The organism is Leisingera sp. ABD4_442 (genome assembly GCF_056160905.1).
On sequence record NZ_JBSWYB010000007.1, the window covers coordinates 25,566 to 38,599 of the forward strand.

Here is a 13,034-nt window from a genome sequence, read left to right on the forward strand (position 1 = left end):
ATGGCCAAACGCGCCGCCCCCGTGCTGCACCGGGACAACCCGGACAAGGAGCCTCTCAGCGGCCATGTAAAGGTTACGCCGGAGGACTGGCTGAACGTGGCCCGCGACCTGCTGGTCAGCGAGGGGGTGGCAGGGGTCAAAGTGCTGGCGATCGGCGAGCGGCTGGGGGTCTCGCGCTCCAGCTTCTACTGGTACTTCAAAAGCCGCAAACACCTTCTGGAGGCGCTGCTGGACGACTGGGAGGCGCGCAACACCGCGCCCATCCTCGACCACTGCGAACTGCCCGCCGCCAATATCTCCTGGGCGGTCTGCAATTTCTTCCGTTGTTTTGTCGACCCGGGCCTGTTCGACGCCAGCCTCGACTTCGCGGTCCGCGAATGGTCGCGCCGCGACGGCAAGGTGCGCAACCGGATCGACGCGGCGGACGCGCAGCGGCTGGCCGCGGTGACAGCGATGTTCGAACGCCACGGCTACTCCGCCTATGAAGCAGAGGCCCGCGCCCGGATACTCTATTTCATGCAATGCGGCTATCACGCACTGGAAGTGCGCGAGCCGATGCAGGCCCGCACAGCCCGGCTGGAAGGTTACCTGCTGGGCTTCACCGGGGTTGAGCCCGACCCTGAGGCCGTGGCCGCCGCCCGGATCTTTGCCGAAGGCAAAATGCCCGCCTGAACCCTTCCCGATTGCGGGGGCGGCAGGCTGCGGCAAAAGAATGGCCCGGCACAGAGGCAAACACGCCGGGGCGGTCTATTGAAAGATCTCTTCCAGCCACGCCTCAAACAGCTGTTTGGCGGCCTCATGCTCAGCCGGAGCGGCCACCCCCAGCAAATAATGGGCTTGATCGACCGGTACCGGGCCGCCGGCAATTTCAACCCGCTTGCCGGTTTCGATTGCCGTCTGCGCAAAGCGTTCCAGAACCACCGCATAACCGCCCCCGGCGGCCACGATTTCCAGTGCAGCCACGGTGGTATCCACCGCATACCGTGCCGTTTCGCGGGGCGGGGTCAGGCCATGCGCGTTCAAGTAGCGCAGCAGCATGTCCTCAAACCCCAGAATCTGCACCAGCGGCCCCTGCCGCAACTGCTCCGGGCTCAGCCAGCCGCCGCCCGCCGCCCGGACCGGCACCAGGCGCTCGCTGGAGATCTTGCGGGTCGCCACACCGTCCCAGCCGCCGGTGCCGAACCGCAGTTCCACATCGACATTCTCAGGCACCTCCGACTTGGCCCAGATATTGGACACGAGCCGCACCGAAATGCCCGGGTGCCGCGACGCGAACTCCGGCAGCCGCTGCGCCAGCCACAACCCGGCGGTGGACATCTGCACCCGCACCGTCAGCATCTGCTCTGCCCCGGCCCCAAACAGGCTGGCAGTGGAAAACGCCATATCCCCCAAAGCCTGGCGCAGCGAATAAGCATAGGCTTTGCCCATTTCCGTCAGCGTCAGCCTGCGTGCCGCCCGATTGAACAGCTTACAGCCCAGCTCTGCCTCCAGTGAGCGCACATGCAGGCTGACCGCGGTCTGGGTCAGACCCAGTTCCTGCGCTGCCTCGGTGAAACTCAGATGCTGAGCCGCACTTTCAAAGGAGCGCAGCCAGGCCAGATTGGGGAGTTTCCGCATTTATCACCAAATTTTCTTTGTGATTTTGCTTCGTATTACTCGTTTTACTTTGCGCATACCACACTCTTATCTCTTTGCATGAACGATCGCTGCGGCAGGGAGGCCGCTGAGCCATGAAACGCATCTACACATTTGGCGGCTTTCCGGCGTTGCGCAATCTGACTGTCGCCGAAATTGCGGCCGGCAAAGGCAAGCGCAAATTCGTCCAGACCACCGCCACCAACCGGATCGAGGCCGCCGCGGCAGAGGCCGCTGGCATCGACCATCTGTCCATCGTCGACCACGACATTGCCGAAGTCCGCGCAGGCGCCCCCAATACCTTTACCACCGCCGCGCTGATGGCCAGCGACTATGCCTGCCACGACGAAATCCTGCGCGCAGGCATAAATGCGGCCGCCGCAGGGGCGGACGCCGTTTATACCCTGCGCAGTTTCAAAGCGGTGGAGAAACTTGCGGATGAGGGTCTGGCCGTGCAGGGCCACCTTGGCCTGGTGCCGCGGCTGTCGACCCGGATCGGCGGCCTGCGCGCCTATGGCCGCACCGCCGAAGAGGCGATGAAACTGGCCGAGGACCTGCGCCGCCTGGAAGACGCCGGCGCCTACGCGGTGGAACTGGAATGCGTTGCGGACGAGGCCATCGCCGAGATCAGCCCCCGCACCGGGCTGATCACCCATTCGATCGGCTCCGGCGGGGCCGCAGATGTGATCTTCCTGTTTCAAGAGGACGCCTGCGGCGACACCCCGAACCCGCCGCGCCATGCCAAGGCCTTTGCGGATATGGCCAGCCTCCGCAGCCGGCTGGAGGCTGAGCGGCTGAAGGGCCTGCAAGCCTACCGCGCCGCGGTACTGGACGGCTCTTATCCCGATGCCGCAACCAGTATCGCGATGAACCCTGGTGAACACGAAAAACTGCGCGAGGCGCTGGACAAGCGCACACCCTTCCACCGCTGACCCCGCAGCGCCTTCAGAACAGGACCGCCGACATGACCACCACTGATGTCAATACTGCCGCCCCGCAAGCCGGAAACAGCGAACCCGGCCCGATGAGCCGCGAATGGCACTGGCACCCCGAACTGCCGGTCAAACACGCGCCCTACTGGCACTGGCCGCCCAGGCCCCGCACGCTGGCCAAATGGCTGTGGCAGAACTGGCTGCAGGTCTCCGACCGCTCGATCTACCTGGCGCTGGCTTTTGCGGTGGCCTACTGGCTGCAGCCGGTCACCGCGGCGCAAGCGGAATTCGCCCTGAGCTGGATGGCCTGGGTTTTCATGCGCAACTGGATGCTGCTGCTGATCGTGGCCGGCGGGCTGCACCTGTGGTTCTACGGCATCGACGGCCAGGGCAAGCTGCTGAAATACGACCCGCGCCCCTATGCCAAGCGCAAGAACGCGCTTTACAAATTCGGCTACCAGACCTGGGATAACATCTATTACTCCATGGTCTTTGGCGCGACCTTCCTGTCGCTGCTCGAATGCGCCCTGCGCTGGACCTACGCCAACGGCTTTACCGGCACCCTCAGCTTCACAGCACACCCGGTGTGGTTCATCGCCCTGTTCCCGGTGCTGGCCCTCTGGCAGAGCTTTCACTTCTACGTGGTGCATCTGTTCCTGCATCAGCCCTTCATCTACCGCCATGTGCACGCAGTGCATCACCGCAATGTGAACACCGGCCCCTGGTCCGGCATGTCGATGCACCCGGTCGAGGCGTTCGGATACCTCAGCGCCATCCTGATCGTGCTGGTGCTGCCCAGCCACCCCGTCCATATGGTCTTCCTCGGCTACTGGCTGATGCTGGGCGCCGCCTCCTCGCACTCCGGATACGAGGCGATCTGGGCCCGCGACCGCCAGGCCCTGCTGATCGGCGCCTTCTTCCACCAGCTGCACCACCGCTACTACGAGTGCAACTACGGCAATGCGGAAATGCCCTGGGACAAATGGTTCGGCACCTACCACGACGGATCAGAGGAGGCGACCCGCCGCACCCGCGACCGCAAACGGCAGATGCACGCACAGGGCAAGGGCTGACGCCGCTCTGGCCACACGGTTATACATTCCATAGCCCTTTGGCATGGGGAACTCCCCTAGCTTCCTTGGCAACAGAAAAGAACACCCTGCAGGGCGCGCCGCTGGACACGGCGCGCCTTTGCAGTCCGGCAGCCAAGGAGTTACCCTATGCGCCAGACCAATGCCCTGCCGGCAGCCGCCCTATGCTCGCCGCGGCCCTGGCTTTTCCGCAGCCGCTCCGTGATACGCGGCGGCCTGATGACCGCAGCCATCCTTGGGCTTGGCCTGCTGCCGGCGACCGCCGCAATGGCCGGCCCGGACCGGCTCCTGCTACTGCTCGGCTCGCAGCATTTCTCGGACGAGGAGTTCGAGGAGTTCAATCCGGGGATTTTTCTGTCCTGGCTGACACCCGGCCGCGACCTGACCCTGGGCGCCTTCCGCAACAGCTATGGGGATCTGTCGGTTTCGGCCACGGCCGGCTGGCGGGTAAACCCGAACTGGACTTTGTTTGCCGGGGTCGCGCATTATCGCAATGCGGATCAGGTGTTCCGCTACCACGCCGGCACGCTGGCCCCCATTGCCGGCGTACAATACCTGCGCGGCAACCTGTTCGTGAAATACGTGCCGGGCGTCATTGGCGCAGGCCTGGCATGGCCGCTCAATCAAACATGCTGCGCGGCGCGCCGCGCGCGGCTCCGCAGGATGTGATCTATGCGTGAATGCATTCTGCGGTGCAAAGACGCATTCTCTAAGTGACAAAAAACCAGGCCTGCGGACACAACCGCACCGCCAAGCCCCCAAAGGAGCGATGGAAACATGTCCCAGATATCCAGCACCGTCCTGGCGCTGCTCGAATTCCTGTCCTACACGTTTATCTTTGCCGCCGGCGCCGGTGTTTTGTGGCTGGCCGTGCTGTACATCCGCGACAAAACCCAAACCGAAAGCACCCTGCGCCGCAACTATCCTGTAGTGGCCCGTTTCCGTTATTTCTTTGAACATATGGGCGAATTCTTCCGCCAGTATTTCTTTGCGCTGGACCGCGAAGAAATGCCGTTCAACCGCGCCGAACGCTCTTGGGTCTACCGGGCGGCCAAGAATGTGGACTCCACCGTTGCCTTCGGCTCCACCCGCGACTTGCGTCCGGCCGGCACGGTCTATTTTGCCAACTGCCCCTTTCCGACGCTGGAACAGGACGCCAAGGATCCGTCTGCCGTCACCATCGGCCCCTTCGCGCGCCATCCTTACACCACCGACTCGATCTTCAACATTTCCGGCATGAGCTACGGCGCAATCTCGGTGCCGGCCGTGCGCGCGCTGTCGCAAGGGGCCAAGGCTGCGGGCATCTGGATCAATACCGGCGAGGGCGGCCTGTCGCCCTATCACCTGGAAAGCGGTGCCGACATCGTGTTTCAGATCGGCACCGGAAAATTCGGCGTGCGCAAGCCCGAGGGCGGCTTTGACGAGGACAAGCTGCGCAAGGTCGCGGCCTATGAAAGCGTCCGCATGTTCGAACTGAAGCTCAGCCAGGGCGCCAAACCCGGCAAGGGCGGCATCCTGCCCGGCGCCAAGGTGACAGAGGAGATCGCCGAAATCCGCGGCTTGACCCCGGGCGAGGACGCCATCAGCCCCAACCGGCATCCGGAAATCAACAGCACCGGCGACCTCTTGGACATGATCGCCTATGTCCGCGAGGTGACCGGCAAGCCGGTGGGCTTCAAGGCAGTGATCGGCGCCTATGGTTTCATCGAAAGCCTGTGCCAGGAAATTCTGTCCCGCGGGCCGGAAAGCGCCCCGGATTTCGTCACCATCGACAGCGCCGACGGCGGCACCGGCGCCGCCCCGATGAGCTTGATCGACAACATGGGAATGCCCCTGCGCGAAAGCCTGCCGCTGACCGTCGACATTCTCACCCGCTATGGCCTGCGGGACCGGATTAAGGTCTGCGCCAGCGGCAAGCTGATCAACCCCTCGGAAGTCGCCTGGGCGTTCTGCGCCGGCGCGGATTTTGTCAACTCCGCCCGCGGCTTCATGTTCGCCCTGGGCTGCATCCAGGCCCTGCAATGCAACAAGAACACCTGCCCCACCGGGATCACCACCCATAACCCCAAGCTGCAGTTCGGCCTTGACCCGGCCAGCAAGGCTGAGCGGGTGGCCTATTACGCCAAGAACATGAAGAAGGAAGTCGGCATTCTCGCTCACAGCTGCGGCGTGCCTGAACCCCGGCTGCTGAAACGCTACCACGCACGGATCGTGCTGGATAACGGGCGCTCCGTCTCGATGGAGGAGCTCTATCCGGTGCCCGCGCAAAAGCAGGCGGCTGAATAGCCCGCCGGACCTCTTCCCTGACCGATTATCAAAGAACAGGAGCCCCCATGCCTGACTCTCATTCCGTGCCTGCCGCCACCAAAGCCTCGGACCTTCTCGTCGCCGCACTGGAGGCCGAAGGCGTCGAGTACATTTTTGCCGTGCCCGGCGAGGAGAACCTCGACGTGCTGGAATCCCTGCGCACCTCTAGCATCGAACTGGTGCTGACCCGCCACGAACAGGGAGCGGCCTTCATGGCGGCCACCTATGGCCGCCTCACCGGCAAGGCCGGGGTCTGCATGGCCACGCTCGGACCCGGTGCCACCAACTTTGCCACGCCTGCGGCCTATGCCCATCTGGGCGGCATGCCCCTGATCATGATCACCGGGCAAAAGCCGATCAAGAAATCGAAACAGGGCCAGTTCCAGATCATCGACGTGGTGGGGCTGTTCGATCCGATCTGCAAGATGTCCAAGCAGATCGTTCACGGCAACACCATTCCTGCCCTGATCCGGGAGGCCTTCCGCACCGCAGAGGAGGAACGCCCCGGCGCAGTCCTCTTGGAACTGCCAGAAGATATCGCCGCAGAGGACACCGATACATCAGTCCTGCAGCCCCACCCGCGCCACTACGCGGTGGCCGGCGGCACAGTGCTGAACGAAGCGGCGGATATGATCCGGGCGGCCAAAATGCCCTTGCTGCTCTTGGGCGCCGGGGCCAACCGGCGCAAGGCACGCTCCGCACTGTGCGATTTCGCCGATCTGACGCAAATCCCCTTCTTCAACACCCAGATGGGCAAGGGCGTCATTGACGAACGCTCGGACTTGTTCCTAGGCACCGCCGCCCTGTCGGACGGCGATTATCTGCACTGCGCCATTGAACGCGCCGACCTGATCATTAACGTCGGCCACGACGTGGTCGAAAAACCGCCCTTCTTCATGGCCGAAGGCGGCACCAAGGTGATCCATGTGAACTACAAGGCCGCTCAGGTTGATCAGGTCTACTTCCCGCAAGTCGAGGTGGTCGGCGATCTGGCCCAATCGATCACCCGCCTGGGGGAAATCCTCGGCGGGCCGCTGGAGTTCGACCGCGGCTATTTCCAGCGCATCAAGGCGGAAACAGACCATCACATCGCAGAAGGCGCCGATGATCCGCGCTTCCCGGTGATCCCGCAGCGGCTGGTGGCAGATACCCGCAAGGTGATGGGCGACTGCGATATCATCGCGCTCGACAATGGCATCTACAAGATCTGGTACGCCCGCAATTACAAGGCTTACCAGCCAAACACCGTCCTTCTGGACAATGCGCTGGCGACCATGGGTGCCGGACTGCCCTCGGCGATGATGGCGGCGCAGCTGAACCCCAACCGCCGGGTGATGGCGATCTGCGGCGACGGCGGCTTTATGATGAACAGCCAGGAGCTGGAAACCGCAGTGCGCCTCGGCCTCAACCTGGTGGTCACGGTGCTGAATGACAGCTCTTACGGCATGATCCGCTGGAAGCAGTCGCACGCAGGCTTTGGCGACTGGGGGTTGGAGTTCAATAACCCTGATTTCGTGCAGTATGCCAATAGCTATGGTGCCACGGGGCATCGGATCGAGCGGACAGAAGACCTCGCCCCAACCTTCGAGAAAGCCTTTGCCGCAGGCGGTGTGCATCTGATTGATGTCCCCGTCGATTACAGCGAAAATCAGCGCGTCCTGATTGATGAACTGGCAGCAAAGGTGTGCCTGATATGACCGGAACCGTGGACGTCGTGAATCCCTACAGCCTGGAACGCATCGGCACTGTCGAAACCAGCAGCTGGGACCAGATCGACGCAATGCTGGACACCGCACATAGGCTCTACCGCCAGCGCGGCAGCTGGCTGCCTGCCTATCAGCGCATTGATATCCTCAAGAAAACCGCCCGCCTGATGGAGACCCGCTTTGACGAGCTTGCCTTGCTGATCGCCAGCGAGGGCGGCAAGCCTTTGGTGGACGCCCGCGTCGAGGTCAAACGCGCCATCGACGGGGTCGGCCTTTGCGTGCATGAGATCGGCCAGATGGCGGGCAAGGAAATCCCGATGGACCTGACCGAGGCCGGATCGGGCCGCATCGCCTTTACCCAGCGCGAGCCGATCGGCGTGGTGGTGGCCGCCAGCGCCTTCAACCACCCGCTGAACCTGATTGTGCATCAGGTGGCGCCCGCGGTGGCCACTGGCTGCCCGGTGATTGTGAAGCCCGCAATGGATACGCCGCTGTCGTGCCAAGCCTTTGTTGCCATGCTGCATGAGGCCGGCCTGCCGCAGGACTGGTGCCGCCCGGTGGTCTGCAGCAATGAAGTGGCCGAGCAGATGATCACCGACGCCCGCGTCGGCTTCTTCTCCTTCATCGGCTCGGCCCGCGTCGGCTGGATGCTGCGGTCCAAACTCGCCCCCGGCACCCGCTGCGCGCTGGAACACGGCGGTGCAGCCCCGGTTATCGTTGGCGAGGATGCCGACATTGACGCCATGATCCCGGCGCTCGCCAAGGGCGGTTTCTACCACTCCGGCCAGGTCTGCGTCTCGGTCCAGCGGGTCTTTGCCCCCGCCGCCAAGGCCGACGAGATCGCGCAAAAACTGGGCCAAGCGGCACAAGCGCTGAAGGTCGGCGACGCCACTGATCCTGCAATCGACTGCGGTCCGCTGATTCGCCCTGGCGAGGTTGACCGGGTCGAGCAATGGGTGAACGAGGCCGTCAGCGGCGGCGCCAAGCTGCTGGCAGGCGGCAAACGCCTGGGCGAAACCACCTATGCCCCCACCGTGCTGCTGGACCCGCCCGCGGACGCCCGCGTCTCGAAGCTTGAGATCTTCGGCCCGGTAATCTGCGTCTACAGCACCGCCAGCATCGCAGAAGCCTTTGAAACCGCAAACAATCTGCCCTTCGCCTTTCAGGCCTCGGTCTTCACCCAAAGCCTGGACACCGCCATGCAGGCCGTGCGCCAGCTTGATGCCACCGCTGTGATGGTCAACGACCACACCGCCTTCCGCGTCGACTGGATGCCCTTCGCCGGCCGCCGCCAGTCCGGCTACAACACCGGTGGCATCGGCTACACCATGCATGACATGACCCAAGACAAGATGGCGGTGATCAAGCTCTGATCCTGCCGCGCCGGGGCGCCTCATGCCCCGGCGCGAAACATCCCGTTGATCCCTTCCAGGGCCGACCCCAAGAGCTTGGCAAACTCATTTGCCAATGCCGAGGGCGGCCGGTGCGCAGGCTGCATTACCGAGACCTCCAGCGCCACGCCCGGCCGGAACGGGCGGAACACCACCGGACGCGGATCGGGGCGCATATTTACATAACCGGCCGCTGTGATCGGATCGCAGACACAATAGCACAGCCCCTTCTCCACCAGCGTCAGCGCCGGGTGAAAGGTCCTCAGCTCAAACCGGTGCTCAAACCGCGCTTTCTGCGCCTCAAACGCACGCAGGGTAGCAATCAGGTTCGGATGCCCCTCCTGCAACGCCGCCATCGGCTTGCCCGACAGATGCCGTGCTTCCACCGCCTCCAGCTCTGCCAGCGGATCGCCCGCAGGGATCGCGCAGACGCAGTCCATCTGGAAATCCACCGTCTCGATGGCTGCTGACGGCTTCGGCGTCTCGCCCAAGCCGATGTCATACTGCTGCGAGGCCACCCATTCCTCGATCACCGGCGAGGCCCGCATCATCAGGGAGGCCCGCACCTCCGGCTTGTCCTGCAGGAACTCTCCCAGCAGTTGAGGCATCAGCAGGCTTGCCGCCGCAGGCATACAGGCGATGTTCAGCCGCCCCTTAGCCAGTGCCCCGATCTCGCGCATGGTGCGGGTCGACAGCGCCAGCCGGTCCAGGATTGCCTCCGCCTCGCCCAGGAAGTACTGCGCCTCGGGCGTGGGGGCCATTTTCCCGCGCTGACGACGGAACAGGGCGATGCCCAATTCCGACTCGAGATTGGCGATCAGAGCCGACACTGCGGGCTGAGTCCGCCCCAGAATCCGCGCCGCATCTGACACGGAACCGGTTCGCATAACCTCGCGAAAGGCCTGCAACTGGCGAAAGCTGAGGTTCATGGTGCCTTGACTTCCTTTCCCTTTTCGCTAACCCATAAAGCAACCCTATTCCTCAATCAATTTAATCGCTTTGACTTAATACCCCCCGCCCGCAAGTTTCCCTGCCACGGATGCACCGCCTGTATCCGCCCAAAAGGGAGGGGAACATGACACGCGCCTTCAGTGTGCTGCTGACCGTGCTGATCTGCCTGGTGGCCTTGGGCCAGTTCGTCCAGGTGATCACCCGCTACGTGCTGGAAATCCCGGTGATGGGGCTGGAGGAGAGCCTGCTTTACCCGACGCTCTGGCTCTACATGCTGGGCGCCGTGAACGCCTCGCGCGAGAACACCCATATCCGCGCCAATGTGCTGGAAATCTTCCTGTCGACCGAACGCCAGCACCAGGTGCTCGCCATCATCGGCGAGGTGATCAGCCTTGCCGTCGGCCTCTGGCTCACCTCCTGGGCCTGGGACTTCTGGAAATACTCCCAGCGGGTCTGGCGCGAAAGCCCGACGCTCTACCTGCCGACCTTTTACGTCGATGCGGCGCTGTTCTCCGGCATGGTGCTGATGATGGTCTTCACCGCCTGGCACCTCGTCTTGCACCTCCGCGCCCTGTTCTCTCCTGTTCCGGCCCAGAAGGAAGCCTGAGATGATCGAGATTGCCCTCCTTGCCGTTCTGGTCCTGGTCCTGCTGCTGACCCTGGGCGTACCGCTCCCCTACTGCTTTGGCGCCGGTCTGATGGTGATGTATTTCGCCGGCGATGTGGTGATGAAGGGCAACATGCTCTGGGGTTTCCAGCAGCTCGGCAACCCGGTGCTGCTGGCGATCCCGCTGTTTGTGCTGGCCGGCACGATCATGAGCGTCTCCGGCATCGCCGCATCGCTCCTGAACTTCGTCAACATCTTCATCGGCCATCTGCGCGGCGGCCTGGGCGTGGTCGCCACCGTCTCCTGCGCGCTGATCGGGGCGATTTCCGGCTCTGGCCTGACAGGCGTGGCCGCCATCGGCCCGCTCCTGATCCCCGAGATGGAGAAACAAGGCTACCCCCGCGAATACGCTACAGCCCTCATCGCCAATGCCTCGCTGCTGGGTCTGCTGATCCCACCCTCGGTCACCATGATCGTCTACGGCTGGGTCACCGACACCTCGATCCTGGCCTGTTTCCTGGCCACCCTCGGCCCGGGTCTGCTGATCATGTCCTCCTTCTCGGTGGTGAACATCCGCATGGCCCGCAAGTTCCCGCTGCAGCTTGCCGAGCCGCCCAAAGGTGCCGCCTTCGTCTCCGAGGCCGCCACCCGCGGGCTCAAGGCCACCCCGGCGCTGCTGATGCCGGTGATCATCCTCGGCGGCATCTACGGCGGCATCATGACCCCGACCGAGGCCGCCGCCGTTGCCGTGATCTACGCAGTGCCGGTCGGCTTCCTGATCTACAAGGGCCTCGACATCCGCACCTTCCTCGGCGCCGGGCGCGAGGCGGCAACCTCTGTCGGGGCGATCATGCTGATGATCCTGTTCTCGATGATCCTCAGCCAGATGTTCGTGCTGGAAAGCGTGCCGCAAGCAATTGTCGAGGGCATCTTCTCGATCACCGAGAACAAAGCGCTGCTCTTGGTCCTGATCAACATCCTGTTGTTCCTGGTCGGCATGGTGGTCAACGACGTAACCGCCATCATCCTGATTGCGCCGCTGCTGCTGCCCCTGATGCAGGCCATCGGCGTCAGCCCGATCCAGTTCGCTGCGATCATGGGCGTCAACACCGCGATGGGCGGCGTCACCCCGCCCTATGCCTCGATCCTCTACCTCGGCGCCCGCGTCGGCCAGGTGCCGGTCACCCGCGTGATCCGCCCGGCCATGACCCTGATCCTGCTCGGCTACCTGCCGGTGGTGTTCCTGACCAGCTTCTGGCCGGACCTGTCGCTCTGGCTGCCCCGCGTCTTCGGCTACTGACCCGGCCCCCCCAAAAAAATTTCATCATCACTCACGGAGGAGAAAACCCATGATGACATTCCTGAAATCCACCTGCATGGCCGCCGCCCTGGCCGCCACCGCCGGCATGGCCGCCGCGGACACGCTGAAGCTCAGCCACATCCGCCCGCAAGGCGCCACCATCGACAACGAGCTGCGCGCCTTTGCCCAAGGCCTGTCCGGCGCCACCAGCGGATCGCTGGAGCTGAACCTGTTCCCGGCTTCGGCGCTCGGTGACTACACTTCGGTGCAGGAACGCATTTCCGTCGGCGCAATCGACATGGCCGTGCAGCCCGCCGCCACCGCCGTCGACCGCCGGATGCAGATCTCGGCCTTCCCCTATGTCGCCTCCAACTGGGCCGAGGCCAAGAAAATCTACGGCCCCGGCGGCGCCATCTATGACGCGATGAAAGAGCTTTACGCCAAGCAGGACATCACCATGCTGGCCGCCTATCCGGTTTATTTCGGCGGCGTGGCGCTGAACACTGATGCGGTTGACCCCGGCAATCCTTCCGCGGCCAAAGGCATCAAGGTCCGCGTCCCCGGCATCAAAAGCTTCCAGCTGACCGCCGACGCGCTTGGCTACATCTCCTCGCCGATCCCCTTCTCCGAAGCCTTCACCGCGGTGCAAACCGGCGTGGTTGACGGCGTCGTGGGTTCCGGCGCGGAAGGCTATTATGCTTCCTTCCGTGATGTGACCTCCACCTATGTGCCGGTGAACACCCACTTCGAAGTCTGGTACATGATCATCAACTCCGGCACCTTGGCAGAGCTGAACGATGAGGACCGCGCCGCCCTAGAGCATGCCGCCGTGGAATTCGAAGCCAAACGCTGGGAAACCGCCGAGGCCGACCAGGGCGCATTCGAGCAGAAGCTCGCGGACAATGGCGCCAAGATCGTCTCCCTGACTGACGCAGAGCTTTCCGCAACTGCCGAACACGTGCGCGCCCAGGTCTGGCCGCAGGTGCTGGAGGACGTGGGCGCCGATTGGGGCCAGGCCATCCTCGACAAGATCGCCGAGTAAGCCAGTCCCGCACTTGGGAAAGGCGCGCCCTCCCCGCCGCCTTTCCCCTTTTGCCTTCCCGACGGAGACCCG

At 63.7% G+C, this 13,034-nt stretch carries 12 protein-coding genes; 10 read left to right on the top strand and 2 right to left on the bottom strand.

Annotation, left to right across the window (positions count from 1 at the left end; genetic code table 11):
* On the top strand, positions 1 to 672 hold the full coding sequence (locus ACXAHG_RS07870; RefSeq protein WP_475056677.1) for a TetR/AcrR family transcriptional regulator: 672 nt from the start codon (positions 1 to 3) through the stop codon (positions 670 to 672).
* Positions 673 to 747: 75 nt separating this feature from the next.
* Here the strand turns inward: ACXAHG_RS07870 and ACXAHG_RS07875 are convergent, their stop codons facing one another.
* Positions 748 to 1,617 carry a LysR family transcriptional regulator gene (locus tag ACXAHG_RS07875; protein ID WP_475039155.1) on the bottom strand — a complete coding sequence of 290 codons (870 nt, stop codon included), beginning with the start codon at positions 1,615 to 1,617 and terminating at the stop codon, positions 748 to 750.
* A gap of 113 nt (positions 1,618 to 1,730) precedes the next feature.
* Between ACXAHG_RS07875 and ACXAHG_RS07880 the strand changes: the two genes are divergently transcribed.
* From ACXAHG_RS07880 to ACXAHG_RS07905, 6 genes are all read left to right on the top strand, one after another.
* Complete coding sequence (locus ACXAHG_RS07880) at positions 1,731 to 2,567, top strand: 3-methyl-2-oxobutanoate hydroxymethyltransferase (RefSeq protein WP_475039153.1); 837 nt, start codon at positions 1,731 to 1,733, stop codon at positions 2,565 to 2,567.
* 32 nt (positions 2,568 to 2,599) lie between these two features.
* Positions 2,600 to 3,640, top strand: a complete 1,041-nt coding sequence (locus tag ACXAHG_RS07885; RefSeq protein WP_475056679.1) for a sterol desaturase family protein — start codon at positions 2,600 to 2,602, stop codon at positions 3,638 to 3,640.
* A 147-nt stretch (positions 3,641 to 3,787) separates the two neighbouring features.
* Positions 3,788 to 4,327, top strand: coding sequence for a hypothetical protein (locus ACXAHG_RS07890; RefSeq protein ID WP_475056681.1), 540 nt, complete (start codon positions 3,788 to 3,790; stop codon positions 4,325 to 4,327).
* Between the two features lie 108 nt (positions 4,328 to 4,435).
* Positions 4,436 to 5,944 (top strand): FMN-binding glutamate synthase family protein, encoded by a 1,509-nt coding sequence (locus ACXAHG_RS07895; RefSeq protein WP_475056683.1) that lies wholly within the window; start codon positions 4,436 to 4,438, stop codon positions 5,942 to 5,944.
* A 47-nt stretch (positions 5,945 to 5,991) separates the two neighbouring features.
* Entirely contained in the window at positions 5,992 to 7,662 is a 1,671-nt protein-coding gene (locus tag ACXAHG_RS07900) for an acetolactate synthase large subunit (RefSeq protein ID WP_475056684.1), read from the top strand.
* On the top strand, positions 7,659 to 9,044 hold the full coding sequence (locus ACXAHG_RS07905; RefSeq protein WP_475056685.1) for an aldehyde dehydrogenase family protein: 1,386 nt from the start codon (positions 7,659 to 7,661) through the stop codon (positions 9,042 to 9,044). The genes ACXAHG_RS07900 and ACXAHG_RS07905 overlap by 4 nt, the downstream gene beginning before the upstream one ends.
* A 20-nt stretch (positions 9,045 to 9,064) precedes the next feature.
* Here the strand turns inward: ACXAHG_RS07905 and ACXAHG_RS07910 are convergent, their stop codons facing one another.
* A complete protein-coding gene (locus ACXAHG_RS07910; RefSeq protein ID WP_475056687.1) occupies positions 9,065 to 9,991 on the bottom strand; it encodes a LysR substrate-binding domain-containing protein in 927 nt (308 codons plus the stop codon).
* A gap of 146 nt (positions 9,992 to 10,137) precedes the next feature.
* Here ACXAHG_RS07910 and ACXAHG_RS07915 point away from each other — a divergent pair, with 146 nt between their 5' ends.
* The 3 genes from ACXAHG_RS07915 to dctP are packed head-to-tail and all read left to right on the top strand — an operon-like array spanning position 10,138 to position 12,962.
* Positions 10,138 to 10,620: a TRAP transporter small permease gene (locus ACXAHG_RS07915; protein ID WP_475056689.1), complete on the top strand. Its 483-nt coding sequence runs from the start codon at positions 10,138 to 10,140 to the stop codon at positions 10,618 to 10,620.
* Position 10,621: 1 nt separating this feature from the next.
* Positions 10,622 to 11,920, top strand: a complete 1,299-nt coding sequence (locus tag ACXAHG_RS07920; RefSeq protein ID WP_475056691.1) for a TRAP transporter large permease — start codon at positions 10,622 to 10,624, stop codon at positions 11,918 to 11,920.
* Positions 11,921 to 11,969: 49 nt separating this feature from the next.
* Positions 11,970 to 12,962: a TRAP transporter substrate-binding protein DctP gene (gene dctP / locus ACXAHG_RS07925; protein WP_475056692.1), complete on the top strand. Its 993-nt coding sequence runs from the start codon at positions 11,970 to 11,972 to the stop codon at positions 12,960 to 12,962.
* Positions 12,963 to 13,034: the final 72 nt, after the last annotated feature.